The 23,964-nt window shown below is 58.0% G+C and carries 21 protein-coding genes; 4 read left to right on the top strand and 17 right to left on the bottom strand.

All coding sequences use genetic code 11. From position 1 onward, the window contains the following. The first annotated feature begins 32 nt into the window (after positions 1–32). Positions 33–818, top strand: coding sequence for a type I 3-dehydroquinate dehydratase (gene aroD / locus QU660_RS09705; RefSeq protein WP_304946298.1), 786 nt, complete (start codon positions 33–35; stop codon positions 816–818). Here the strand turns inward: aroD and QU660_RS09700 are convergent. From QU660_RS09700 to QU660_RS09640, 13 genes are all read right to left on the bottom strand, one after another. Further along, entirely contained in the window at positions 765–1,760 is a 996-nt protein-coding gene (locus QU660_RS09700) for a glycosyltransferase family 2 protein (RefSeq protein ID WP_304946297.1), read from the bottom strand. The genes aroD and QU660_RS09700 overlap by 54 nt on opposite strands. Further along, positions 1,757–3,199: a lipopolysaccharide biosynthesis protein gene (locus tag QU660_RS09695; protein ID WP_304946296.1), complete on the bottom strand. Its 1,443-nt coding sequence runs from the start codon at positions 3,197–3,199 to the stop codon at positions 1,757–1,759. Before QU660_RS09695 ends, QU660_RS09700 begins: the two co-directional genes overlap by 4 nt. Beyond that, positions 3,196–4,173 carry a glycosyltransferase gene (locus QU660_RS09690; protein WP_304946295.1) on the bottom strand — a complete coding sequence of 326 codons (978 nt, stop codon included), beginning with the start codon at positions 4,171–4,173 and terminating at the stop codon, positions 3,196–3,198. Before QU660_RS09690 ends, QU660_RS09695 begins: the two co-directional genes overlap by 4 nt. Further along, positions 4,170–5,267 carry a tryptophan--tRNA ligase gene (trpS, locus tag QU660_RS09685; protein WP_304946294.1) on the bottom strand — a complete coding sequence of 366 codons (1,098 nt, stop codon included), beginning with the start codon at positions 5,265–5,267 and terminating at the stop codon, positions 4,170–4,172. Before trpS ends, QU660_RS09690 begins: the two co-directional genes overlap by 4 nt. After that, positions 5,257–7,098 carry an alpha-amylase gene (locus QU660_RS09680; RefSeq protein ID WP_304946293.1) on the bottom strand — a complete coding sequence of 614 codons (1,842 nt, stop codon included), beginning with the start codon at positions 7,096–7,098 and terminating at the stop codon, positions 5,257–5,259. Before QU660_RS09680 ends, trpS begins: the two co-directional genes overlap by 11 nt. A 14-nt stretch (positions 7,099–7,112) precedes the next feature. After that, positions 7,113–7,877, bottom strand: a complete 765-nt coding sequence (locus QU660_RS09675) for an exodeoxyribonuclease III (protein ID WP_304946292.1) — start codon at positions 7,875–7,877, stop codon at positions 7,113–7,115. A gap of 8 nt (positions 7,878–7,885) precedes the next feature. Then, positions 7,886–9,523, bottom strand: a complete 1,638-nt coding sequence (locus QU660_RS09670; protein ID WP_304946291.1) for an ABC-F family ATP-binding cassette domain-containing protein — start codon at positions 9,521–9,523, stop codon at positions 7,886–7,888. A gap of 18 nt (positions 9,524–9,541) precedes the next feature. Beyond that, positions 9,542–10,888 (bottom strand): dihydroorotase, encoded by a 1,347-nt coding sequence (locus QU660_RS09665; RefSeq protein ID WP_304946290.1) that lies wholly within the window; start codon positions 10,886–10,888, stop codon positions 9,542–9,544. Next, positions 10,885–11,643 (bottom strand): MBL fold metallo-hydrolase, encoded by a 759-nt coding sequence (locus QU660_RS09660; protein ID WP_304946289.1) that lies wholly within the window; start codon positions 11,641–11,643, stop codon positions 10,885–10,887. Before QU660_RS09660 ends, QU660_RS09665 begins: the two co-directional genes overlap by 4 nt. A 100-nt stretch (positions 11,644–11,743) precedes the next feature. Continuing rightward, entirely contained in the window at positions 11,744–14,509 is a 2,766-nt protein-coding gene (locus QU660_RS09655) for an AAA family ATPase (protein ID WP_304946288.1), read from the bottom strand. After that, positions 14,506–15,660 carry an exonuclease SbcCD subunit D gene (locus QU660_RS09650; RefSeq protein ID WP_304946287.1) on the bottom strand — a complete coding sequence of 385 codons (1,155 nt, stop codon included), beginning with the start codon at positions 15,658–15,660 and terminating at the stop codon, positions 14,506–14,508. The genes QU660_RS09655 and QU660_RS09650 overlap by 4 nt, the downstream gene beginning before the upstream one ends. A gap of 69 nt (positions 15,661–15,729) precedes the next feature. Continuing rightward, entirely contained in the window at positions 15,730–16,188 is a 459-nt protein-coding gene (gene rpiB, locus QU660_RS09645; RefSeq protein WP_009532915.1) for a ribose 5-phosphate isomerase B, read from the bottom strand. Then, positions 16,185–17,540, bottom strand: a complete 1,356-nt coding sequence (locus QU660_RS09640) for a glucose-6-phosphate isomerase (RefSeq protein WP_304946286.1) — start codon at positions 17,538–17,540, stop codon at positions 16,185–16,187. The genes rpiB and QU660_RS09640 overlap by 4 nt, the downstream gene beginning before the upstream one ends. A 150-nt stretch (positions 17,541–17,690) precedes the next feature. Here QU660_RS09640 and QU660_RS09635 point away from each other — a divergent pair, with 150 nt between their 5' ends. Continuing rightward, positions 17,691–18,263, top strand: coding sequence for a shikimate kinase (locus QU660_RS09635; protein WP_304946285.1), 573 nt, complete (start codon positions 17,691–17,693; stop codon positions 18,261–18,263). Here the strand turns inward: QU660_RS09635 and QU660_RS09630 are convergent. Together QU660_RS09630 and QU660_RS09625 are read right to left on the bottom strand one after the other, a co-directional pair. After that, positions 18,217–19,368, bottom strand: coding sequence for a DUF4317 domain-containing protein (locus tag QU660_RS09630; RefSeq protein WP_304946284.1), 1,152 nt, complete (start codon positions 19,366–19,368; stop codon positions 18,217–18,219). The two genes, QU660_RS09635 and QU660_RS09630, sit on opposite strands and share 47 nt — an antisense overlap. An 11-nt stretch (positions 19,369–19,379) precedes the next feature. Continuing rightward, positions 19,380–20,117, bottom strand: coding sequence for an endonuclease III domain-containing protein (locus QU660_RS09625; protein ID WP_304946283.1), 738 nt, complete (start codon positions 20,115–20,117; stop codon positions 19,380–19,382). A gap of 117 nt (positions 20,118–20,234) precedes the next feature. On the opposite strand from QU660_RS09625, the gene ilvB reads away from it, so the two are divergent. Both ilvB and ilvN read left to right on the top strand, forming a co-directional pair. Beyond that, positions 20,235–21,857, top strand: a complete 1,623-nt coding sequence (gene ilvB, locus QU660_RS09620; protein ID WP_304946282.1) for a biosynthetic-type acetolactate synthase large subunit — start codon at positions 20,235–20,237, stop codon at positions 21,855–21,857. Between the two features lie 11 nt (positions 21,858–21,868). Next, positions 21,869–22,342, top strand: coding sequence for an acetolactate synthase small subunit (gene ilvN / locus QU660_RS09615; protein WP_304946281.1), 474 nt, complete (start codon positions 21,869–21,871; stop codon positions 22,340–22,342). A 42-nt stretch (positions 22,343–22,384) separates the two neighbouring features. Here the strand turns inward: ilvN and QU660_RS09610 are convergent, their stop codons facing one another. Together QU660_RS09610 and QU660_RS09605 are read right to left on the bottom strand one after the other, a co-directional pair. Beyond that, complete coding sequence (locus QU660_RS09610; RefSeq protein ID WP_304946280.1) at positions 22,385–23,035, bottom strand: trimeric intracellular cation channel family protein; 651 nt, start codon at positions 23,033–23,035, stop codon at positions 22,385–22,387. Continuing rightward, positions 23,032–23,898 (bottom strand): YitT family protein, encoded by an 867-nt coding sequence (locus QU660_RS09605; RefSeq protein WP_304946279.1) that lies wholly within the window; start codon positions 23,896–23,898, stop codon positions 23,032–23,034. Before QU660_RS09605 ends, QU660_RS09610 begins: the two co-directional genes overlap by 4 nt. Between the last annotated feature and the right edge of the window lie 66 nt (positions 23,899–23,964).

Below are 23,964 nucleotides of genomic sequence, written 5' to 3'. Positions count from 1 at the left end.
ACTAGCCCTAATTCATATTAGGGAGGATAGCCATGCGCGAAGTTACACGAAACCATTTGACACTCGGAAGCGGTCCCGTCAAAGTCGCGGTTCCGCTGCTCGGAAAAAACCGGGAAGAACTCTTTGCCGAACTGCGCCTGCTGCCCGACGCCTCGGCGGATCTCATCGAATGGCGCATTGACTGCCTCTCGCCCTTCCCCACGGAAACAGAGTTTCTTGCCCTCGCGCGGGAAGTAAAGCGCGAACTCGGAACGCTTCCTCTCCTCATCACCTTCCGTAGCTCATCGGAGGGCGGAAAACTCCCGCTCGATGCTGTCAACTATGCCGGGCTTCAGCTTCGGCTTGCGGAAGAAAAGATCCCTGACTTACTGGACGTGGAACTTTTTTCGGGGCTCAAAGAGCCCGCATCCCACATTGCCGCGCTCAAGGCACACGGAATTCCCGTCATTGCCTCCCGGCACTTTTTTTCGGAGACGCCGCCCGCGGAAGTGCTCCGCGAAACCTTGACCGCACTCCGGGATAGCGGCGCCGACATCCCGAAACTCGCGGTCATGACAAAGAGCACGGAAGACCTCCTCACGCTCCTCGCGTTTTCCGCCGAATGGAGGCGCAATGCCGATCGCCCCTTTGTCCTGATCGGCATGGGACCGCACGGCGTGCTGAGTCGCATTTCGAGTGCCGAATTCGGCTCCTGCCTGAGCTTCGGTGCGCTCCGAGAGAGCTCTGCCCCCGGCCAACTTCCCGCCCGGGAATTAAAGCGAATCTTATCGCTCTTGTCCGAATATCCTGTCCCGGACGCGACGGAGCCCCGCAAATAAGAAGGGCAGTTCCCGCTCCGCGCGTATGAAAAAGCGGTCCCGCAGGGGCAGTTCCCGGTAGTAGCGCCGGTTTCGCGGCGAAAAGATCTCCCCGTAATCCCTTAGATTAACCCGCGTCAAAAAGTAGACACGCCGCGCAGCCGAGACCGCCTCGCGGTGATAGCGACCGCCGCTCTCCCGGTCAAAGGCGCGGTAGAGCTCCCGCATCGCACGGGCATAGCGGTCCTGCTTCTTTTTGAAGTCGCCGCTCTTCATCTCCTCGGTCCAGGAGCCGGAGCCGTGGAAGCGGTACACGCTGTCGAAGCGGTCCGCATAGTGGCAGTAGCCCTTGAGGGCGGAGAGGAGTTCCAGCGGCCTGTCCCCGACCGGGCAGCGGAAGTACCACTCCGGCAGCTTTTCCACCACCTCTCGGCGCAGAAGCATGGCGCCGAAGGGGAAGCTGCCCGCCTTATTCACCAGTTCCGTCGGGCTCAAATCGCGGTCCCCGCGGTAAGGGCGCATGAGATTCCGGTTCACGAGTTCGCCGCGGTCGTTTTGCACCGCCGCCGCGTGCACCGTCATCGAGCAGTCCGGATGAGTCTCCAAGTAACGCACTTGCCGCTCCAGTTTATCCGGATTGCACCAGTAATCGTCGCAGTCCATCAAGGCGATATACTTGCCGCGCGCCCGCGGAAAGTTAAAGATTCCCGAGATGTTTTGCCGCCCCCGGCTGTACTGATTCTCCTCCTGTAAAATCGGGAAGATTTTGTCCGGGTAGCGTGCGGCGTAGCGCCGTATGATATCCGCGGAACCGTCGGTCGAGGCATCGTCGTGAATCAGAATTTCAATCTCAAACGCCCCGCGCTGGGCGAGAAAGCCCTTTAACGCCTGCTCCAGGTACTTTGCGTGGTTATAGCAGACCGCGCAAACGCTGACGAGCGGGCGCTTTTTTGTTGTACTCATGCTTTTTCCCTTCTTGTCCTTATAAAGTCCCGAAGTTCCCCGAGGGTGTCGCGCTGAAAGACGAGCGAGAATATCCCGTAGAGCAGCACGCCCGCAGCGAGCTGGCTAAGCAACAGCAGCGGTGCGCGAAGCGGTAGGCCCTCCATCCGGTAAACCGCAATCCCCATCAGGATAGAAGAGAGCGCCGCCGGAGCGAGCTCACGGTACTGTGTAAGCGGCCCGTAGCCGAGTAACTTGCCGACCGGATAGGCGTTTAAGGCCGTGCAGAGCGCCTCATCGACCGCCTTAAAAACAAGCAATCCCATCATGCCGTAGCGGAGGCTCAGTGCGAGGAGCACGGCGCCGAGCAACTTCTTCATGCACTCGAGTTTCAGAAACCAGTCGCTGCGTCCGAGCGCCGTGACCATCTGCAAATTGCTGACATGCAGCGGCCAGAAAGCATAGCAGAGACAGAGGATTCTGAGGTAGGGCACGGAGAAGAGCCAATCCTCGGTGAGAAGGGTCCGGATTAGGCTTGTCCCGACCGCCGCCATGCCCGCCATCATCGGAAAAATCACAAAGGCGGAGAGCCTCAGGCTACGGGAGAGGAGCTCTCTTAAGCTTTCCTTCTCGCCCTGGTGTCTCGCGTAGGTCGGCAGCAACACGGACTGCATCGCGGCCGAGAGATTCGAGGTGATGAGCTTCGGAAACTGTTCCGCGCGGTTGTAACCGCCGAGTGCCGTTTTGGAATAGTACTTTCCGATCAAAAGGCCGTAGAGATTATTCCAGAGTGTATCAAGAAGACCGGAGAGCAGTATTTTCCACCCAAAGGAAAAGAGCCGCTCCACCCGGTTTAAGGCGATGCCGCCGCGCGGCCGGAAGGAGACCGCAACAAAGAGTCCCAACATCAGCGCGACATGGTAGACCAACTGCTGCGCCGCCATCGCAAACACGCCGTAACCGCGCTGTGCCATGACAATCGCGACCGCACCGGAGAGAATGACCGCAACCATAGTCGCCTCAAAGAGTTTGCGGAACTGTAAGTTGCGCGCCACATAGGCAGTCTGCACCGAGATTACGGCGCCCGGAAACAGCACCAGTCCCATCGCGGTGAGCAGGGGCTGTAAGACCGGGGTCTCGTAATAAGCGGCAATGAAGGGGGCCGCCAGAACAAGGAGGCCGTAGACCGGCACGGAAACCGCGAGGCTGATCCAAAAGACCGAGCTGAAATCCGCCTCCTCCACCCGCTCCGCCTGAATCAGGGCGGTCGCAAAGCCCGATTGCACGAAGACATTTGCGAGGGTGATGAAGATCATAATCAGCCCTATGGTGCCGTACTCCGCCGGCGTCATGAGCCGCGCAAGGAGCAGCGCTACGACAAATTGAATGCCCTGCGCGCCGAGGAGCTCAAGCAATTTCCAGAACAGTCCCCCTGCGACGCTCTCTTCTCTCTGTCTCATAAAAAGAGTAGTTCACCCAGTGTGCGGTGCGGCAGGTTAAAGGTAAAACCGCCGCGCAAAATGCCCACTGCCTTTCCGATTCTTGTTTTATGTTGCAACGCGAGGAAGTCATCGAGCGTCTTCTTTGCCTCTGCCGGAAGTTCTTTGCCGTACTGCCGCCGAAATTCCTCCGCCTGTAAAAAGAGGGCGCGGTAGGCCGCTCCCGACTTTTCGTTCATCTCCTTGAGGCTCTCCCCCGAAAGCCCGAGCCGCCGCTTCATTTCCGAGAGCGCGCCCCCCTTCTTTGCTCCGAGCACATTGTCGCCGTGCTGGCGATAGTCATAGAGCGCGTGGTCCAGGAAACCTATTTTCCCGAAGGCCGCGGCGACCAGCGCAATCCAGTGGTCGTGCATCACGGCGTTTTCCGGCACCGGGTGTGCGACCAGGAGACGCATGAGCGCATGGTTCATAATCATGGCGCCGCCCGTCACATTGTTCTGCACGAGGAGCTGACAGAACCGCCGTCTTGCCGGGCTCATTTTCTGGTAGCGCACATAAGAGGGCGCGATTTCCGTCCCATCGGCCGAGACCACGCGGAGATCGCAGTGGAGTAAGAGCGGTACTTTACTCCCGTAGCGACGCTCCATGGCGCGCATCGCGCGGACTTGCCGCGCGAGCTTGTCTCGGTGCCAACAATCGTCCTGGTCCGAGAAGAGATAGTAGTCATCGACATCGGCCGCGGAAAAGAAGGCCGGATCCCGAAGACGCTCCAAAAAATGTCTTGCGGCGCTTCCGCTTCCCTTGTCCCGGCGAAGCGCTGTCACGCGGGCATCCCGCGCGGCCGCCGCCTCCGCAATCGCAAAGCTTCGGTCCGGTGAGGCATCATCCGAAAGAAGCAGACGGAAATTCCTCTCCGTCTGCCCTTCGATCGAAGCCAGCTGCTCTTCCAGGTATGCCTCTCCCCGGTAGCTGCAAAGCAGAATACGGCTCGTCATTCCGCCGCCTGCCGAAAGCGCTCCGCCTGTTCGCGAATCAGCTCGCTGTCCTCAAAATAATTGATTTTCATCGCTTCCTTTACCTCGGACAAGGTCTCCGCCGCGATTTCGCGCGCGCGCTCGGATCCCTTCTTCAGGATTTCATAGACCGCGGAGATATCGCGCTCATATTCCTTTCTGCGCTTCCGAATCGGCTCGAGTTCCTCCTGCAACACGGCATTCAGGAACTTCTTCACCTTGACATCGCCGAGACCGCCGCGCGTGTAGTGCGCCTTCAATTCATCGAGAGAAGCGTACTCCGGCAGGTAGCGCTCAAAATGCTCCGGACGCGAGAAGGCTTCCAGGTAGGTGAACACGGTGTTCCCCTCCAGATGGCCCGGGTCGCTCACGCGGAGATGCTCCGGGTCTGTATACATGGTCTTGATGCGCGCCGCCACCGTATCCGCATCGTCCGAGAGGTAGATGCAGTTGCCGAGGGACTTGGACATCTTCGCCTTGCCGTCCGTGCCCGGGAGACGGCGGGAAGCCGCATCGCTCGGAATCAGCGCCTCCGGCTCCACGAGCACCGGCGCATAAATCGAATTGAACTTCCGGACAATCTCTCTCGTCTGCTCGATCATCGGCAGCTGATCCTCACCGACCGGCACCGTGGTCGCCTTAAAAGCCGTGATATCCGCCGCCTGGCTGATCGGATAGGTGAAGAAGCCGACCGGGATATCCGCCTCGAAATTCCGGAGCTTAATCTCATTCTTCACGGTCGGGTTGCGCTGCAGTCTGGCAACCGTGACGAGATTCGAGTAGAAGAAGGTGAGCTCGGTGAGTTCCGAGATCTGCGACTGAATAAAGAGTGTGGACTTCTCGGGATCGAGTCCCACCGAGAGATAGTCGAGCGCCACTTCGATGATGTTCTGTCTGACCTTCTCGGGATTGTCAAAGTTGTCGGTGAGCGCCTGCGCGTCCGCAATCATGACCATGGTTCTCTTATACTCGCCGGAATTCTGCAGCGCGACTCTTCTGCGAAGCGAACCCACATAGTGGCCCACGTGCAGTCTGCCCGTCGGGCGGTCTCCGGTTAAAATAATCTTATCTGCCATTGCTATCTCCCTGTCTCTTTTTCGTTCGTTTTGTCTTTGTCTCTGCCGGAAGGGGCTTTGCAATCAAAACGACGATGCTCCGTCCCGGAAGTAAAAAGCTGCTCTGATCCGCCAGAACTTCCTCCACCCCGACCTCGAGACAGTGCGGCGCCTCGCCGAAACTTCTGATTGCGAGGTGCCAAGCCGTGCCCTTTTCAGGGTGCGGCAAGGAAAAGCTGTGTGCTTCCCAGTGCATATTATAGATACAGAAAAGGCTGTTGTCTGCCTCGCCGTTCTCCGATTTCGCGTAATGTCCGCTGTAGAGTATGCCGAGCTGACGGCGGAAGGGCTCGGTCTCCGCCTTCCACGGCCGCTCGCCGTGATAGGAGACATCCGGTCTGCCCACGGCATCGACATCGAGAAAGAGCGGCGGTGTCTGCCGTCCGAGTGCCGGATGCGCCCTTCGAAAGGCAATCAGTGCCCGCACAAAGTCAACGCTCTCTGCCTCCTTGGTCGCCTGTTTCCAGTCGAGCCAGGAGACCGCATTGTCCTGACAATAGGCATTGTTGTTGCCGTCCTGGCTGTTTCCGAACTCATCGCCGGCGAGGAAGAGCGGCGTTCCCTGACTTAAAAAGAGCAGCAAAAACGCATTCCGCCGCTGCTGCGCGCGGCAGGCGAGAATCTGTCGCCGCTTGGTCTTGCCCTCGACGCCGCAGTTCCAGCTGAAATTCTCATTGCTGCCGTCCCGGTTGCCCTCGCCGTTTGCCTCGTTGTGCTTTCTCTCGTAACTCACAAGATCCGCGAGCGTAAAGCCGTCGGTGTGCGCAAGGTAGTTGACACGCGGCGGCGTATCCGGCTCCCGCCGGCTGTAAGAAAGCACGGCAGGCACCATGCCCTCGTCCCCCTTTAGGAAACGGCGCATCTCCCGTTGAAACGCGCGGTCACAGCAGTAGAAGCTTTCGCCGGACTCCGCGGGCCGCTCCTCCGCAAAGAGAAGAAAGCCCTTGAGATACGGATCCCGCAGGATGTCTCGGAGCGGAAAGCTGCCGCTTAAACGCGCGCCGTCCAGGTGATAAAAGCTACGGTAGTAGCGCAGTACTTCGAGCACGTAATCAACGCGCTCGCTCCCGTCAAAGTAGAACTCCATCACAAGCTCCATGCCCGCCGCGTGGAGCGCTTTTACGAGAGAACGGAGTTCACCCGCCGGGTCTCGCTGACGCTTTCTGCAATAGCTCGCCTTCGGCGCAAAATGGAAGGTCTTTCCGTAGCCCCAGTAGTTGACGCGCTCGGCCCCGAAGGGCAACTCCTCAAACTCCTCCGCGGGCAGAAGCTCCAGGGTTGTCACCCCGAGAGAGCGGAGATAGGGTATCTTTTCGGCGATGCCGTCAAAGGTACCCCGCTGAATCACGCCGCTGCTCTTTTCCGCGGTAAAGCCGCGCACATGCAGGCGGTAGATGACGCGCTCCCGCGGATTTACCTTCGGAGCGCCTTCCTCCTCCCAGGAGAACTCGCTCAAAAAGAGCGGCGAGCGCTTCGCCGTTTCTTCCTTGAGTGGTTTTCCGAAGCTGTCGTGTCCGCTGAAACTCTTGCCGTACGGATCCGCAAAGCGCTGTCCTCCCGCCTCAAACTGATATTCCGCGCTCTTTAGGGCAGCGCCGCGAAAACCAGCCTCGCGAAGCTCCCGAAAGCCGAGCCGCAGACTGTAGACCTTCCCAAAGCGGGCATCCTCCGGAAAGGGTACGCAGAGCCGCGGCGCCTCCTCATTTCGCAGAAAGAGCAGTAAGGTCGGTCTTGTCTCTGCGACAACGGAAACCGCAATCCCCTCCTTCTCGATTTGTACTCCAAGCGCCATGGCTTTTCTCCTCCTCAAAGATCGATGGTCAATTCCACCGGGCAGTGATCGCTGCCCAAAATTTCGCTGTGAATCGAGGCCCCGCGTATCTTCTCGCGCAGGCGGTCAGACACGATAAAGTAGTCGATGCGCCAACCGACATTTCGCTCCCTCGCCTTCATCCGGTAGGACCACCAGGAGTAGGCGTCTTTCTCCTCCGGGTGGAGGTAACGGAAACTGTCCGTGAAGCCGTTTTCCAAAATGCGACTCATCTTCGCGCGCTCTTCATCGGTAAAACCCGCATTCTTCCGGTTGGTCGCCGGGTTCTTTAAGTCAATTTCTTGATGCGCGACGTTTAAATCGCCGCAGTAGATGAGCGGCTTCTTTTCATCCAGCCCCTTTACATAGGCAAAGAAGGCATCCTCCCACTCCATGCGGTAGTCGAGGCGCTTTAACTCATTCTGCGAATTCGGGGTATAGCAGGTCAGCACATAGTAGTCCGGAAATTCGAGGGTAATCACACGCCCCTCCTTGTCGTGCTCCGGAATGCCGAGCCCGTAGTACACCTCAATCGGCTTCTCCTTCGTGAACATGGCAACGCCGGAGTAGCCCTTCTTCTCCGCATAATTCCAGTAGTCATAGTAGCCCGGGAGGTCCAGTTCTATCTGTCCCTCCTGTAGCTTCGACTCCTGAATACAAAAGATATCCGCATCCAAATCGTGGAACGCGTCAAAAAAGGTCTTGCCGGCCGCCGCGCGAAGACCGTTCACGTTCCAGGAAATCATTTTCTTTACGCTCATGGCTCTCCTCAGTCATCCGTCGCGTCGGAATCGCTGACCGTATAGGTAAAGCGCTTTCTCGCCATCTCATCGCTGTCAAGGTAAGCATCGTAGGTCGTAATCTTATCGACCAGCTTGCCGTTGATAATCTCCATGATGCGGTTTGCGGTCGTCTCGACAATCTGGTGATCTCGCGAGGAGAAGATCAGGACGCCCGGGAACTTGATGAGACCGTTGTTCAGCGCCGTGATCGACTCCATGTCCAGGTGGTCCGTCGGCTCGTCGAGGAGCAGGACATTCGCACCGGTAATCATGAGCTTCGAGAGCATGACACGCACCTTCTCACCGCCCGAGAGCACAGAGACCTTCTTCACACCGTCATCGCCCGCAAAGAGCATACGCCCGAGGAAACCGCGCACATAGGTCGCGTCCTTGTTCTCCGAATACTGGGTGAGCCACTCGACGATGGTCTCGTCGCCGGCAAAGTCCTTCGTGTTGTCCTTCGGGAAGTAGGCCGTGGTCGTCGTGATGCCCCACTTATAGTCGCCGGAATCCGGCTCCATCTGCCCGGAGAGAATCTGGAAGAGCACCGTCTTTGCGCGCTCGTTCGGTCCGACCAGCGCAACCTTGTCCGTGCGGTTTAAAGTAAAGCTGATGTTGTCGAGCACCTTCACACCCTCAATGGTCTTACTGAGGTTCGTGACCGTAAGCACCTCGTTTCCGATTTCGCGGTTCGGGCGGAAGTCGATAAACGGGTACTTTCGGCTCGAGGGCTTCATCTCGTCGAGCTCAATCTTCTCGAGAGCGCGCTTTCTGGAAGTCGCCTGCTTACTCTTCGAAGCGTTTGCGGAGAAGCGCTGAATGAACTCCTTGAGCTCCTTGATCTTCTCCTCCTTCTTCCGGTTCGCCTCCTTCATCTGGCGAACAATGAGCTGACTGGACTCATACCAGAAGTCGTAGTTACCGGTGTAGAGCTGAATCTTACCGTAGTCGATATCCGCAATCATGGTGCAGACCTTGTTTAAGAAGTAGCGGTCATGCGAGACGACAATGACGGTGTTTTCGAAGTTAATCAAGAATTCCTCGAGCCAACCGATGGCCTCGAGGTCCAGGTGGTTCGTCGGCTCATCCAGCAGGAGTATGTCCGGGTTACCGAAGAGGGCGCGCGCAAGCAACACCTTGACCTTTAAGGCACCCGGCAAATCCTTCATCGGCGAGTAGTGGTAGTCCGTCTCCACACCGAGGCCGTTTAAGAGGTTTGCGGCATCGCTCTCCGCATCCCAGCCGTTCATATTTGCGAACTCGTTCTCAAGCTCCGCCGCCTTGATGCCGTCCTCATCCGTGAAGTCCTCCTTCGCGTAGAGCGCATCCTTCTCCTGCATAATATCGTAGAGGCGCTGATTGCCCATGATGACGGTATCCAGTACCGTGAACTCATCGTACTTAAAGTGGTTCTGCTCGAGGAAGGAGAGACGCTGTCCCGGCGTAATCGCAATGTTTCCGTTGGTGGGCTCCAGCTGTCCCGAGAGTATCTTCAGGAAAGTGGATTTTCCCGTTCCGTTTGCGCCGATGAGGCCGTAACAATTTCCCTCGGTAAACTGGATGTTCACATCCTCAAAGAGCGCCTTCTTTCCGACGCGGAAGGTAATTCCGTTTGCACTGATCATAGCTTCTTTCCTTTCATCTCACAGTTCTTTTTTCTTGCTGCCGATCGGCAGCTTTCTTCCCGCAAAGAGACGCTCGTCCTCGTAGACAATGCGCCCCGCGCATATGGTCAAGAGCACCTTGCCCCGCAGCGTTTTTCCGAGCCAGGGCGAATTGGTGGACTTGGATTCCGGCACGAGATAGGCCCAGCTCTGCGCCGGATCGAAAATCGTAAGGTCCGCCGGCTTATCCTCTTTGATGCTGCCCGCGTCCAGCTGATAGAGCTTTGCGGCCTCGGTGCTCATGCGCTGCACAAGCTGCAGGAGCGTTAAGTGTCCGGGCTCCACGAGATTCATACAGCCGAGCGCAAATGCGGTCTCGAGACCTATGATGCCGCTCGGCGCCTCGGTAAAGGGTCTGTCCTTCTCCGCCTTTGCATGCGGCGCGTGGTCCGTCGCAATCATATCAATCGTGCCGTCCTGAAGTCCGCGGACAATGGCCATTCGGTCTTCTTCGCTCCGGAGCGGCGGGTTCATCTTCGCATTGGTGCCGTAGAGGCTCACGGCCTCATCGGTCAGAGAGAAGTGGTGCGGGGTTGCCTCCGCATAAACCCGCGCGCCGTTTTGCTTCGCGCGGCGCACCAGCTCCACGGACTCCTTCGCGCTGATGTGCTGGATTACGATTGCCGCGCCGAGTTCCCGCGCTAGGCGGCAGTCCCGCTCGACCATCACAATCTCCGCCTGTCGGTCCGCTCCCGTTAAGCCGAGACGCTCCGCGGCGGGGCCGCTGTTCACGCCCGGCTCTTTCACAAAGCGCGGATCCTCCTCGTGGAAGGAGAGCGGCAGCTTTAAGCGCCGTGCCTTCTGCATGGCCTCCTTAATCAGCTCCTCGTTTGTCAGCGGTCTGCCGTCATCGGTGAAGGCGACCGCGCCGCTCTCTTTCATGAGTTTCATATCGACCAAGGCCTCGCCCTTCATGCCTTGGCTTATGGTTGAGGCACTGTACACACGGATGGCCGCATTTCTGCCCTTTCGGATATTTTCGACCATCAATGCCTCGCTGTCGATGGGCGGCGTCGTGTTCGCCATGCAGACAACCGAAGTAAAGCCGCCGGCAGCCGCCGCACGCGCACCGCTCAGAATATCTTCCTTATGCGTCTGTCCCGGGTCCCGGAAATGGACATGACCGTCCACAAAGCCCGGTGCCGCGCAGAGACCCGCGCAGTCAAAGACCTCGAGCACCTCGCCCTTGGCCCGCGCGATCAGGGAGGCATCCAACCAGAGATCCTCGCCGACACGGATAATCTTGCCCTCTGCAATCAAAATGTCGCGTATCCCGTCCGTCCTCGTCGACGGATCCAGGAGCCGCACGCCCTGCAACATAATCATAGCGAAAACACCTCGCCTTCCTCTCCTGTACCAAGTATTTGATCCCGATAGTCGCGCGCTTCGCTGCGCTCCCGGAGTTTCCGAATTACCGTTGTATCGCCGTAGAGATGCATGGGAATCAGATAGCGCGCGCCGACCTCCCGCATATAGGCGTCCGCACCGCGCCAATAGCCCTCCCCGAGCCTGGAATCCACCGGCACGAAGGCGATGTCGGGCACACGCCCGCTCCGCTCGACCTCCGCCCGAAGTTCCCGGAGTTCCTCGAGATACAGCGTTCTCTGGACATTGTTCTCGGCCTCGGTGTTCTCTTCCCAGTGCCAATCGTTCAAATCGCCCGCATGGTAAATGCGCGCCTCATCGCAATCAATCAAAAAGGCGACGCCCTCATCGGTCGAGCGATAGGTATTGACGGTCAAAAAGACCTCCTGCCTGAGTTCCCTCCCCGTCTCGTCCTGCACGAGGCGGCAAATTTCCGTCTCGGTCTCGGGCGCCAGGAGGCGCACGCACTCCTGTATCTGAAGCGGGAGCGCGGAGCGGCGTATGTCGTCCGAGAGAAAATAGACGACATTGTCCGCCTTTTCGGCGAGCGAAAAGATATCTCTCTGAAAATGATCCGGATGCGCATGGCTCACAAACACGAAGAGCGGTTTGCTCCGGTCGATTTCGGGAAGTTCTCCCCGGTAATAGTCGAAGAGCAAATTCATCTCTTCCAGTTCCACGTAAAACCCGGAATGTCCGATAAAACGGATTTTCATTTCTGCAGACACTCTACTTTCTCTGACAAGCCTCGGTGCAATAGCAAGGCAAGTATAACATAGGAAAGTGCCCGCGACAGCTTCTTTTCCCGATTTCGGACTAGGGCAGTATGATTTCCGCCGTGCTGCCGCCGTCCGCCTGCTTCCGAATTCGAATCTGACGCTCGATTTTTTCCTTCAATTCCGGAACATGCGAGATGACTCCGACCAGGCGCTGTCCCGCCGCGAGTTCCAAGAGGGTATTCAGGGCTGCGCGGAGCGCTCCCTCGCTCAAGGTGCCGAAGCCCTCGTCGATAAACATCGCATCGAGGCGTATGCCGCCCGCCTCCTCCTGCACCGTGTCCGAGAGACCGAGCGCCAGGGCAAGCGAGGCCTGAAAGGATTCGCCGCCGGAAAGACTCTTCACACTGCGCTCACTGCCGCTGTAATGATCCACAACATCGAGCGAGAGACCGGACTGCGACCTCTTGTTCTCGGCCTCCTTACTCCGCACCAATTCATAGCGCCCCTCCGTCATCTCCATGAGGCGTATGTTCGCGCGGAGCAACATGCGCTCAAAATAATCGAGCTGCACGTAGGTTTCCAACATGATTTTATCCTGTCCGGAAAGTTGGCCGCTTGCGGTGTCTGCGAGACTCTTTGCCGCCTGCAAACGTCGAAGCAGCACGACGCGCTCTTGTTCGAGCGCCCGGAGCCGCTCCAGGGTCTCTCGATTATTGCTGAGCCGCGCCCCCAGGACTTCCGTGCGTTCGGAAAGCGCGGCGCGCGCTGCCTCGGCGGCAAGTTTCTTCTCTCTGAGTTCCGCTGCCGTCACCGCACTTTCTTCCTTGTCTTCCTCCGCGACAAGGGCCTTATGCTCGCCCTCCGCACGGCTAAGGGCCTGCTCGGCCGCGGTCGCTTCCTCCGCAAGTCTCTGCTCTGCCTCGCGCGCGCGCCGCTGCTCGTTCTCAAGGAGCCGTATTCTCTCCCGCAGGACTTCGATATCCTCCGCCGGAAGCTGCTTTCGCTCCGCCGCCTCCGCGGCAACTAAGCCTTCCAGGCTCTGCCTTGCCGCCGCAAGGGCCTCGTTTGCGGCGCCCTGCTCCGAGAGTCGCTCGGCCGCGGCCTGTTCGAAACCGGGCAGGGCTTCCGCCAGTTCTCTCCGGCGTGCCTCTCGCCGCTCGCATTGCGTGCGCAGCGCCTCGTTCTCGGCAGTCGCTCGCGTTAAGCGCTCCTGTTCGGCCTTTGCGCTGCGGTCCAGATCCCGGAATTCCGCCTCCGGAAAGAGCCGCGCAGCCTGCTCGCTCAGCTGTTGCTTCTGCTGACTGAGTCTCTCCCTCAGGGCGCTGTGCTGCTTCGCCGCGCGCTCCGCCCTCTCTTGGCCCAGCTTCCGCGCCTCTTCGAGTCGCTTTAATTCCGCCTCGCTCGGGGTCTCGCGGGGTTTTTCCGCGGGCCTCGGGTGCTCTGTGCTGCCGCAAACCGGACAGGGGCTTCCCGTCTCCAGTTCCTCCGCGAGCAGCCCCGCCTGTCCCGCGAGAAAGAGTCGATAGGCCGTCCCGTAATCCCGCTCTGCCTGCTCATAAGCCTCACGCGCTTTCAGGAATACGTCCTGCGCCTGTTTTCCCTCGTGAAAACAATCCGCATAGTCCTTGATTTTCCGCTGCACGGAGGAAAGCAGGAGACTGCGCTCTTTCAGCTCACTCGCCTTTGCCTCACAGCGCGCGAGCGCCTCGCCCGCATCGGCGAGTTCTCGGCTCTCCTCCCGACTTTTGTTGAGCAGCTCCGCCGCCGCGAGTGCGCGCTCCGCCGCGCGCCGTAAGGCTTTTTCCTCCTCTTTGACACGCAGTTCCTGCGCCGCGCGCGCGGCGCTTGCGCGCGCCAGCTCTTCGTACTTCGGCAGGAGGGCTCGGTAGGCCGGCAGCTCTTCCCAGCGCGCCGTCTTTTCCTCGATTTCCCGCCGGATGCGTGTCAGCGCCTCCCGCTGTTCCGTGAGCGCCGTCCGCCCCCGGAGGATCTCGGCTTCCTTCTCCCTTCGAAGGCGCGCGCGCTGTTCCGCGGCCTCCGCTCTCACGATTGCCGCCGAGAGCTCCGAAATTTCCTCGTTTTTTGCCTCCCGAAGCGCCGCGACCTCGTTTCGTTCCAGTTCAAGCGCAGCAAGCGAAGCGGGCAGAAGAGACAGAAGTTCCTCTGCCGGGCTCTCCCGCCGCAGCACGGCTTGCCTGAGCGCTTCCGCCTCGCCTTCCGGCTGCAGGCGCTCCAGACAGCTCCGCTGCTTTTGTTCGAGCAGCTCAAATTCCCGCTCACAGGCATTGCTCTCGGCCTTTAAGAGCTCCTGCAGGCCCGCAAAGCGCTCGGTATGGAAAATTTTTCGGAAGATTTTCTGCCGTTCTTCCGTACTCGCGAGCAGCAGCTTCAAAAACTCTCCCTGCGAAATCATCGCAGTCTGCAAAAATTGCTCGCGGTTTAACCCGAGTATGTCCTCGAGCTTTTCATTGACCTCTTTTACCTTGGTCTTGACGCTCCCGTCCGGAAGCCATAGTTCCGCTTCCGCGAGCTGCTGGGTCTCGCCCTTACCGCGCTTCGCCGGGCGCAGATAGCTCGGCGTACGCCTCACCTCATAGACCTCCCCCTTGTCCTCGAAACGAAGCAGAACCTCTGTTTTTTGCTCCGGGGAGGCGTACTTCGATCGCAGCATTTCGGGCTTACGGAAGGCGCCGCTCCCTTCCCCGTAGAGGGCAAAGCTCAGCGCGTCAAAGAGGGTGGTCTTGCCCGCACCGGTGTCTCCGGTGATTAAATAGAGCCCCGCGCCGCCGAAGCGCTCAAAATCTATCAGAGTCTCCCCCGCGTAGGGGCCGAACGCTCTGAGTGTCAATTGCAAGGGCTTCATGCTTCCACCTCCTGCCTGCGCAACGCCTCTGTGAGGAGCTCCCGTTCGAGCGCATTCATTTCCCGCCCGTTCCGGCTACGGAAAAAATCCGTAAAAAGCTCCTCCGGTGTGCGGGCATCCGCCGCGCGCCGAAGCTCAAGTTCCGCGCTGTTCTTGGTCCTCCGGTTGTCGTACGCGAGTTCCATCAAGTTGTGATATATGGTTCTGAGCCGCTGCATCGCCGCCGGGACATCGCTCTCGTCGGTCAAGGTGATGCGATAGTAATCCTCCTTTGGGAGATCCTCGTAGAAAGACCGCGCCGTGACTTCCTCGTAGCTCCCGCGAAGGCAGCGAAGTTCGTGAAGCGGCGTGAGCGCCAGTTCTTCCACCTTGAGCGCCGCCATCCCGTCCGCCTGCTTTTCACCGAGCGTCACGAGGCTGATACTCTTTTCTTGCGCCGCCTCGGAAAAGGAGTATTTGAGCGGCGATCCCGAGTAACGAATCCGCTCGCTCCCTATGTTCTGCGGCTTATGGATGTGACCGAGCGCCACATAGTCGAAGCCTTCAAAGACCGCTGCGTCCACATTGTCGAGCCCGCCGACCACCGTCTCCTCGGAGTCCGAGCGCGCGGCCCCCGTCACGAACTGGTGCGCGAGCAGCACTTTTCTGTGTGTCGGATCCGCGGTACGGCGCGTCGCCTCTAAGACCGTTCGAACAGCATCGGTATAACTCTCGATTTCGGCCTCCGGAAAAAAGCTCCGCACGCTTGCAGGCTTTAAAAAGGGAAGCAGATAAAAATCCACCGCGCCGAAGCTGTCCGAAAGTGTCACATAGCGCACAATGCCGTCAAAGACCGGTGACACATAAATCCGTGCTTTCCAGAAGAGACCGCCGCCGTAGGCTGTGCGCTCCGGAGAGTCGTGATTGCCGTAAATCGCAAGCACCGGGCAGTGCTCTGCCGCGAGCGCTTCCAAGAATAAATTCAAGAGCTGTACGCTCTCGGCGCTCGGCATCGTCTTATCGTACAAATCGCCAGACAGCAACACGGCATCCGGCCTCTCTTGCCGGACAGCCTGCAAAATCTTCTCCAGGATATCGCGCTGATCCTCCAAAAGCGAGTACTCGTGCAGACGCTTCCCGAGATGCAGGTCCGAGAGATGAAACAATCGCATACTATCTCCTCCACAAAAAAACCGGGTCGGGGCTGCATACCGCGCTCCGACCCGGCCTCCAAACTTTTGTCACTCGCAGGAGAGTTCTCCCGTCTCCTCGATCTCGTCAATCAGCGCGACTCGCTCTGCGTGACGGCCGCCCTGGAATTTCGCATCCAGCCAGCTGTCCACAATCATCTTTGCGAGATCCTCACCGACCACGCGCGCGCCGAAAGCAATCATATTCGCATTGTTGTGCTCCCGCGCCATCTTTGCGCTGTAGGGCTCCGAGCAGACCGCCGCGCGTATGCCCTTTACCTTATTCGCCGCGAGGCTTATGCCGATGCCCGTGCCGCAAATCAGCACGCCGCCGTCCGCCTCTCCGCTTGCGACCATCTTGGCTGCGCGGTAACCCGCGAGCGGGTACTGATAGCGCTCCTTCGTATCCGTGCCGATGTTCACGACTTCGATGCCGCGCTCTTTTAAATGTTCGAGAATCGCAAACTTTAAGTCGACCGCCGCGTGGTCGTTTGCAATCACCAATTTCATTCCTGTGCCTCCCGTGCAAGGAGAGCCTCTCTCTCCTTCTCATAGCCCGGCTTGCCGAGCAGTGCGAACATGTTGCGCTTGTAGCTCTCGACACCCGGCTGATCAAAGGGGTTCACGCCGAGCAGATAGCCGCTCACGCCGACCGCGAACTCAAAGAAGTAGAAGAGTGCGCCGAGCGAGTACTCATCCTGCGAAGGAATGTTGAGCTGCATGACCGGCACGCCGCCGTCAATGTGGGCAAGCTTCGTGCCGCGCATTGCGTTCTTCGAGACAAAGTCCATGTTCTTGCCCGCAAGATAGTTGAGGCCGTCCGGATCGCCCGCCTCTTCCTCGATCACAAGTTCATTCTTCGGCTGCTCCACATTTAAGACCGTCTCCATCAGGATACGTCTGCCGTCCTGGATGTACTGGCCCATCGAGTGGAGATCGGTCGTCAGGTTGACCGAGTGCGGGAGTATGCCCTTTTGATCCTTGCCCTCACTCTCACCGTAGAGCTGCTTCCACCACTCGGAAATCATCGCGAGGCTCGGCTCGTAGTTTGCGAGTACCTCGACCTCCTTGCCCTTGCGGTTTAAAACGGTTCTCGCGACCGCATAGCGCATGGCATCATTCTCCGCATAGGGAGTCGTGAGCAGAGACTTTCTCTCCTCAGCCGCACCTTCCATCAGGCGGGAGATGTCCGCACCCGAAACGGCAATCGGCAGGAGACCCACTGCGGTCAGCACCGAGAAACGTCCGCCCACATCGTCCGGAATCACGAAGCACTCATAACCCTCGCGGTCAGCGAGCTGCTTTAAGGCACCGCGCTGCTTATCCGTCGTCGCATAGATGCGAGATGCCGCGCCCTCCTTGCCGTACTTTTTTTCGAGCAGGCTCTTAAAGACGCGGAAGCTGATCGCGGTCTCCGTCGTCGTACCGGACTTCGAGATGACATTCAGCGAGAAGTCGCGCTCACCGATTACATCGATCAGCGCATTCATATACTGTCCGCTCATGTTGTTGCCGACAAAATAAATCTCCGGCGTCTTCCGCACTTCCTTCGGAAGCTGGTTGTAGAAGCCGTGGCGCAGGAAGTCGATTGCCGCGCGCGCGCCGAGGTAAGAGCCGCCTATGCCGGCAACCACCAGAATCTCGGATTCCGCCTGAATCTTTGCGGCAGCTTTTTGAATGCGCGCAAACTCCTCGCGGTCATAGGCCTCCGGCAGATCCACCCAGCCGTGGAAATCATTGCCCGCACCCGTGTGCTCGACCAATTCTCCCTTCGCCGTCTCTGCCGCAAGCTCCATCTGCCGGAGCTCACGCTCGCTCAAAAATGAAAGTGCACCTCTCAGGTCTAATTGAATGCAGCCCATATTTTTCCTCCTCACACCGCGCTCCGCGGTCACTTTTCCTGTCTCATTTTATCACAATTTCGCGAGAAAAACGCGCTCGTTTGTAAAGCCCCGCGCCCCTGTGTTACACTGTCTCCGAAAATCGCAGTCATATTCAAAAAGGAGTCTGTCATGTCAAAGCCCAATGTTTCCCGCAATGCTGTCCCCGCTCTGACACGCCATCTTTTTCTGATCGGTTTCATGGGGAGCGGCAAATCGACCGTCGCGGCCGCGCTCTCCGAGGCTCTCTCCCTCCCCTTGCTGGACAGCGATGCTTGTATCTCCGAGGCCCTCGGCGAGAGCATCGCGAGCTTCTTTGCCCGCGCGGGAGAGGAGGCCTTTCGCGAGCGCGAGACCGCCTTCTTAAAAAGCCTGCAAGCGAGCGAGCCCTGCCTGATTTCCTGCGGCGGCGGCATGGCACTCCGCAGCGAAAACCGCGCCCTCATGCGGGAACTCGGCGACGTCATCTATCTCACCGCAACACCGGACACCGTTTTTGCCCGTCTCGCGGCGGACACCACGCGTCCGCTGCTCGCCGGCAAAAAGAGCATCACGGACATTGCCGCGCTTATGGATGCGCGCGCCGCATCCTACGAAGACGCTGCCACGATTCGAATCGCAACCGACGGTCTCAGTCCCGAAGAAATCGTTTCAGAGCTTATTCCGCTGCTTCGCCCGTTTTTGTCCGAAGACGTATCCCGTTGACCGTGACATCCTCGGAGACCGGAATCAGGAAATACTCCCGGCCGTCGATGACGCGGGTACTGAGGAGCTCACTCGCGTCGCTCTGCAGTTTTAGTTGCAGTGAATCCGTCGCGACCGTGAGTGTCTTCGGCGCACTCAAATTTTCGACCAGCAGAGCTTCCTTATCCTCTCCGAGCACCTCTTCATAGACTTCATCGAGGCGCGAAAGCGCCTCTTCTTCCGCGCCGCACTCGTCGAGCAGGCGCTTAAACTCCCCCTTCGATAACACCGGCGGCTCCGTGATTTCACTGTCTCCGGCCTCTTCCGCAAAGCGATTCACCGCCTCCTGCAGGCTCTGCACCAAGGTAAAGTTACAGTCCTCCCCGAGAGTGCGCTCGACAATCTCCCGAAAGGCATCCTTCTCCGCGCTTTCGCCACGGGGAAGCTCCGTTCCGAGCAGCACGGTAGCGAGCTCCTCGTGGCGCGTCTTTTCGCTCCGCGCATACCAGAGCGCGCCGTGCAGATCCGTATTTCTCTCATTGAAGGCCGGATAAAGGAGACCGATATCCGGCTTCTTCACGCTCCAGTTCTCCATGCGGCTCAGGAAGGACTTGGCCTCGGCGTCATAGCAGAGCCCCTCACGAAGCAGTTCAACCGGACAAATCGAGAGTTCCAGGAAGGGGTACACATATTCCGAGCCGTCGCTTAAACCCACGCGGTCCTTGGTTCGTCCCGGGATATCGTAGACGCCGTGCACCAGGAGAATCAGATAATTCCCGGCAAAGGAAAAGTTCTCGATAATCTCTTGAAAGAACGCCTGTAAGAGCGCTTCATCCTTTAACTCACTCTTTAAGAGCCGATACAGCTTCTCCTGCGCACCGCCTTCCTTCTCCTCCGCGAGCGGAAATTCAATGTTAAAGAGGGTGCGCCCGATTCTGCCGGAGACCGCCTTCTTAAAGAGCTCGCAGTACTGGAAGAGCTCCTCGTCCTCAAAGCTGTAAAAACTATCTTGAATCTCCGCGAGTATCTGCTTCTCGCCGTTCACATAGCAGCCGCGCATGCGATCGATGCGGCAGTCGTTCTTATCGAATAATTTTCTCACCTCGAGCACTGCTTTTCTGTCCATTCTTCTCCTCCTCAAACCTCTCCGAGCCCGAAGGGCTGCTCTTCTTTTGCGTAGCGACATAAGTCATTCAGCACACAGCGCCCGCAGTCCGGCTTCCGCGCCATGCAAACCGCCCTCCCGTGATCCACAAGGCGGTGACAAAATTGATTGCTCTCCTCCGGCGGCACCAATTCCCACAAGAGTTTTTCTACCTTTGCAGGTTCTTTCACATCATCCACGAGGCCGATGCGGTTCACCAGCCGTATGCAGTGGGTGTCCGTGACAATCGCGGGCTCCCCGAAGATATCACCCATGATTAAATTGGCGCTCTTTCTGCCGACGCCCGGCAATGCGAGCAGGGCCTTAAAATCGCGCGGCACCTCATCCCGATACTCCTCGTGCAGAATGCGCATACACTTCTGAATGTCCCGCGCCTTCGAGTTCCCGAGCCCGCAGGGGCGCACAATTTCCTCGATGGCCTCGACCGGTGCCTCCGCAAGCGCTCGCACCGTCGGGAAGCGCTCGTAGAGCCTCGGCGTCACCTGATCCACACGGAGATCCGTGCACTGTGCCGCCAAACGCACCGAGATTAAGAGCTGCCAGGCATCCCGATAATTCAAGGTGCATTTGGTGTCCGGGTACAGGGCTTTCAAGCGCTCTATCACTTCTTTTGTGAGGGCACGTCGCGCGTTCAAAGCAGCCGCGGCGCCGCGCGTTCCCTTCTTTTTTTCTGTCTTTTTCTCTGTCTTCTTCTCGGTTCCTTGTCTCATTTTCTTCAGTTTTACCTTTCTCTTCCTCGTGCTTCCCGACTTTCTTTCGCCTTCTCTTTATGCTATCATACTTTCTACTTTCATTTTCAACAGAAACGAAGAGAAGGAGGCGAACTGATGAACGGTGCAGAGGCAATGGTAAAATGCCTGGCTGCGGAAGGTATTACCCGCATCTTCGGTTACCCCGGTGTTGCAATTTCACCCTTTTTGGATGCGCTGAACCAAGACGCATCGATAGAACATATACTGGTACGCCAGGAGCAGGCCGCGGGCCACGCGGCGAGCGGTTATGCGCGCGTCACCGGCCGCCCGGCGGTCTGCGTGAGCTCTTCCGGTCCCGGCGCGACCAATTTAATCACGGCGCTCGCGACCGCCTATGCGGACTCCATTCCGCTCATTGCGATTACGGGGCAGGTCAATTCCTCCCTCCTCGGGCGCGATGTTTTCCAGGAAGCGGATATGCGCGGCGCAACCGAGTCTTTTGTCAAATATTCCTACCTGGTCCGCAGCGCGGACGAGCTTCCCCATGTCTTCAAAGAGGCCTTCTACATCGCGGACTCCGGCCGCAAGGGACCGGTGCTCATCGATATCCCGATCGATGTTCAGCAGCAGCTCCTCAAGAAGAACTTTGTCTATCCGGAGACCCTCAATATGCGCGGCTATAAGCCGAGTGTCAAGGGCAACAGCCTCCAGCTGTCCCGCGTGATTGCGGCCATCCAGAAGGCCAAGAAACCCCTGGTCTGTGCGGGCGGCGGCGTAATCCTCGGGCAGGGCGAAACGGAAGTTCGCGCCTTCTGTGAGAAGTATCAGGTCCCGCTGGTCCACACCATGATGGGCATAGGCGTGCTCCCGAAAAATCATCCGCTCTACTTCGGCATGCTCGGCAACAACGGAAAACCCTATTCCAACCGCGCGGTCGCTGCGAGCGATCTTCTGATCATTGTCGGCGCGCGCATCGCGGACCGCGCCGTGCCGCGGCCGGAAAATTTAGAGCAGCGTGTCAACATCATTCACATTGACATTGACACCGCGGAAATCGGCAAGAACTTAGGCCCCACGATTCCGCTGGTCGGCGATGTGAAAACCGTTTTCTCCGCCCTCGCCGAGGCCCCCATCGCAATCGATACGAGCGCTTGGCTCCGGGAACTGGACGAGAAGAAGCGCAGCACCGTGGATTTGCGCCGCTTCAGCGACAAACTCGTGAACCCGGTCGAGCTGGTAAAGCGGCTCTCCGAGAAGATGGAAGAGGACGCCATCTATGTCGCCGATGTCGGTCAGAATCAGCTCTGGTCCGCCGACAACTATGTGATGAAGCGCGGCCGTTTTCTGACGAGCGGCGGCATGGGCACCATGGGCTATTCGATTCCCGCGGCCATAGGCGCAAAGTTTGCCGCACCGGAGCGTCAGGTGGTCGCGGTCTGCGGCGACGGCTCCTTCCAGATGTCCATGTATGAGCTCGGCACCATTGCGGTGCAGAAACTCCCGGTCAAAATTTTAATCATGAAAAATCGCTTCCTCGGACTGGTGAGAGAATATCAGGCAAAGAACTACGAGCGCCGTTACGAGGCGGTGGAGCTCTTTGACTATCCCCGCTACGAGAACATCGCGGCCGCTTACGACATGGCCTACTTCCACTGCGAAAGCAATGAGAGCCTCGACTCTGCGCTGGATGCCTTCCTCGCCTGCGACAGCGCCGCTCTCATGGTCTGCGAAGTGGACAGCGAAAACAACACCCAGTGAGGAGGGACGCTATGAAAGGAATTTTTTCTGTGCTGGTCGAGAACCGAGACGGCGTGCTCTCGCAAATCGCGGGACTCTTTGCGCGTCGCGGCTTCAACATTGACAGTCTCGCCGTCGGCGAGACCGAACAGCACGATGTATCCAGTATGACCATAGTCTCGAGCGGTGACAGCCGCACCTTAGACCAGGTCGAGAAACACCTCAACAAGAAAATCGATGTCATCAAGGTGCGCCGTCTCGAGGAACACGCCTCCATCTTAAAGGAGATGATGTTAATCAAGGTTGCGCACTCCGTGAGCACCCGTGCTTCCATCATAGAGCTCTGCTCCGTGACCGATGCCAAAGTGGTCCACTTTTCGCAGAAGACCATGGTCATCCAGCTGACCGCCGAACCCGAGGCCATTCTGAACTTCATTGAGCTTGTTCGGAACTACGGCATTCTGGAAATCCAGAGGACCGGCAGCATCTGTGTCAGCAAGGATTGAGCGCAAGCAAAAAGACCCCCGCGGGGGTCTTTTTTATTTGCCTTACCCTTTTGCTTCCTGTCTCGGCACGCGAGGCAAATTCCAATTGTAGTGCACCGCCACACAGCGCACCAATATCACGCAAACGCTGCCGATTAGCGCCGCCGTATTTTCCGAACCGAAATGTCTCCAGACAAGAACCGTTAAGATGGCACCCGGAACACAGGCCATCGCATAGATGTTTTTCTGGAAAATCTCCGGCATCTGATTCGCAAAGATATCACGAATCGCACCGCCGCCGACTCCCGTCACCGTTCCGAGGAAGGTGCAGAGAAAGAGGCGGTCCATGCCGATATTGATGCCCGCAAACACGCCGTCCACCGTGAAGGCCGCGAGGCCCAGGGTGTCGCACCAGAAGAAGAGTGCGTTTAAGGTCTTCTTGGAACCCGGAAGGCGCCGATTCGTGTAGAGATACAAGAAGACGATGTTCGCCGTAATGACCGCAATCAGCACGTAAATCGGGTTCACAAACATGACCGGCGGCTCCTTGCCGATCACCACATCACGCGTCATACCGCCGCCGCAGGCCGTGATAACCGCGAGGATGTTGATTCCGAAAATATCCATATCCCGCTTGACACCGACCAGCGCACCCGAAATCGCAAACGCTATGGTGCCGAGCAAATCCATAAAACCGATGACAGAAAAAATCATGCCTTTACCCCGCGGCTAAAGCCCTCACCGTGCACTTCCGAAATACGTCCGACAATCAGGAAGCAGGCCGGATCGATCTCATGCGCAATGCGAATAATCTGCGGCAACTCGCGGTTGTAGATGACCGAGAGCACCACCTGGGTGGGCCGCTTCGTGTAGCCGCGATCCGCGTGCAGCATGGTCACGCCGCGTCCCATCTCCTTGAGTATGGCGTTCTTCACTTCCTCCGGCTTCTCACTGATAATCTTGACTTCGGTGCGTGTGGTTCCGATCAGCGTCATCTTATCGATCGAGATGGAAGTCACAATGACACAAATCAGACCGAAGAGCACGCGTTCCCAGGAGAAGAGAAGTCCCTGCGAGAGCAGCGTAATCATATCCGTGATAATAAAGCCCGCACCGAGCGGCAAGCTCAGATACTTCTTTGCCATAATCGGGATTACATCCATACCGCCGGTCGAAGATCCGGCGCGCAGCACAATGCCGAGCGTGAGTCCGGTGCCGAGTCCCGCAAAAATCGCATTCAGCATGAGATCCTGGGTGAGCACCACACCTTTCAACGCATGGCTCCAGAACTCCAGCGCAATCGGGCTGATGAAGGAACTGAGTATCGTCGACATACCGAAGCCCTTGCCGATGAAGATGAAGCCGAGCAACAAAGTAAATATGTTCAGTGCGAGCAGGAGCGGCGGCACCGGAAGTCCCGTAATCTTGTGTAACACGAGGGAAATACCCGTTGTTCCGCTGGTGAGGAGATCCATGGGCAAAATAAAAAGCTGTACGACAAGCGCATAGCCTACATTGCCTACAATGATTTGCAGGAGACCGATTAATTTCTCCTTATATTCCATTCCCCCCAGCATTTTCCGCAATTTTTCCATAAAAAAACCGTCCTGTTCTTCATTTTTCGTGCTTCTTTATTATAATGC

The sequence above is a fragment of the Stomatobaculum sp. F0698 genome (assembly GCF_030644385.1).
In the GTDB taxonomy this organism is placed as follows: domain Bacteria; phylum Bacillota; class Clostridia; order Lachnospirales; family Lachnospiraceae; genus Moryella.
Note: the sequence above shows the minus strand (reverse complement) of the source record. Positions and strands in the feature narration are given on the sequence as shown.

Bases quoted from the DNA above. Each gene is read 5' to 3' on its own strand.
- aroD (WP_304946298.1), top strand. From the start codon at position 33: ATGCGCGAAGTTACACGAAACCATTTGACACTCGGAAGCGGTCCCGTC.
- QU660_RS09635 (WP_304946285.1), top strand. From the start codon at position 17,691: ATGTCAAAGCCCAATGTTTCCCGCAATGCTGTCCCCGCTCTGACACGC.
- QU660_RS09700 (WP_304946297.1), bottom strand. From the start codon at position 1,760: ATGAGTACAACAAAAAAGCGCCCGCTCGTCAGCGTTTGCGCGGTCTGC.
- QU660_RS09610 (WP_304946280.1), bottom strand. From the start codon at position 23,035: ATGATTTTTTCTGTCATCGGTTTTATGGATTTGCTCGGCACCATAGCG.
- QU660_RS09675 (WP_304946292.1), bottom strand. From the start codon at position 7,877: ATGAGCGTAAAGAAAATGATTTCCTGGAACGTGAACGGTCTTCGCGCG.
- QU660_RS09630 (WP_304946284.1), bottom strand. From the start codon at position 19,368: ATGGACAGAAAAGCAGTGCTCGAGGTGAGAAAATTATTCGATAAGAAC.
- ilvN (WP_304946281.1), top strand. From the start codon at position 21,869: ATGAAAGGAATTTTTTCTGTGCTGGTCGAGAACCGAGACGGCGTGCTC.
- QU660_RS09695 (WP_304946296.1), bottom strand. From the start codon at position 3,199: ATGAGACAGAGAGAAGAGAGCGTCGCAGGGGGACTGTTCTGGAAATTG.
- QU660_RS09665 (WP_304946290.1), bottom strand. From the start codon at position 10,888: ATGATTATGTTGCAGGGCGTGCGGCTCCTGGATCCGTCGACGAGGACG.
- QU660_RS09640 (WP_304946286.1), bottom strand. From the start codon at position 17,540: ATGGGCTGCATTCAATTAGACCTGAGAGGTGCACTTTCATTTTTGAGC.
- QU660_RS09650 (WP_304946287.1), bottom strand. From the start codon at position 15,660: ATGCGATTGTTTCATCTCTCGGACCTGCATCTCGGGAAGCGTCTGCAC.
- QU660_RS09690 (WP_304946295.1), bottom strand. From the start codon at position 4,173: ATGACGAGCCGTATTCTGCTTTGCAGCTACCGGGGAGAGGCATACCTG.
- rpiB (WP_009532915.1), bottom strand. From the start codon at position 16,188: ATGAAATTGGTGATTGCAAACGACCACGCGGCGGTCGACTTAAAGTTT.
- ilvB (WP_304946282.1), top strand. From the start codon at position 20,235: ATGAACGGTGCAGAGGCAATGGTAAAATGCCTGGCTGCGGAAGGTATT.
- QU660_RS09670 (WP_304946291.1), bottom strand. From the start codon at position 9,523: ATGATCAGTGCAAACGGAATTACCTTCCGCGTCGGAAAGAAGGCGCTC.
- QU660_RS09655 (WP_304946288.1), bottom strand. From the start codon at position 14,509: ATGAAGCCCTTGCAATTGACACTCAGAGCGTTCGGCCCCTACGCGGGG.
- QU660_RS09660 (WP_304946289.1), bottom strand. From the start codon at position 11,643: ATGAAAATCCGTTTTATCGGACATTCCGGGTTTTACGTGGAACTGGAA.
- trpS (WP_304946294.1), bottom strand. From the start codon at position 5,267: ATGGCAGATAAGATTATTTTAACCGGAGACCGCCCGACGGGCAGACTG.
- QU660_RS09625 (WP_304946283.1), bottom strand. From the start codon at position 20,117: ATGAGACAAGGAACCGAGAAGAAGACAGAGAAAAAGACAGAAAAAAAG.
- QU660_RS09680 (WP_304946293.1), bottom strand. From the start codon at position 7,098: ATGGCGCTTGGAGTACAAATCGAGAAGGAGGGGATTGCGGTTTCCGTT.
- QU660_RS09605 (WP_304946279.1), bottom strand. From the start codon at position 23,898: ATGCTGGGGGGAATGGAATATAAGGAGAAATTAATCGGTCTCCTGCAA.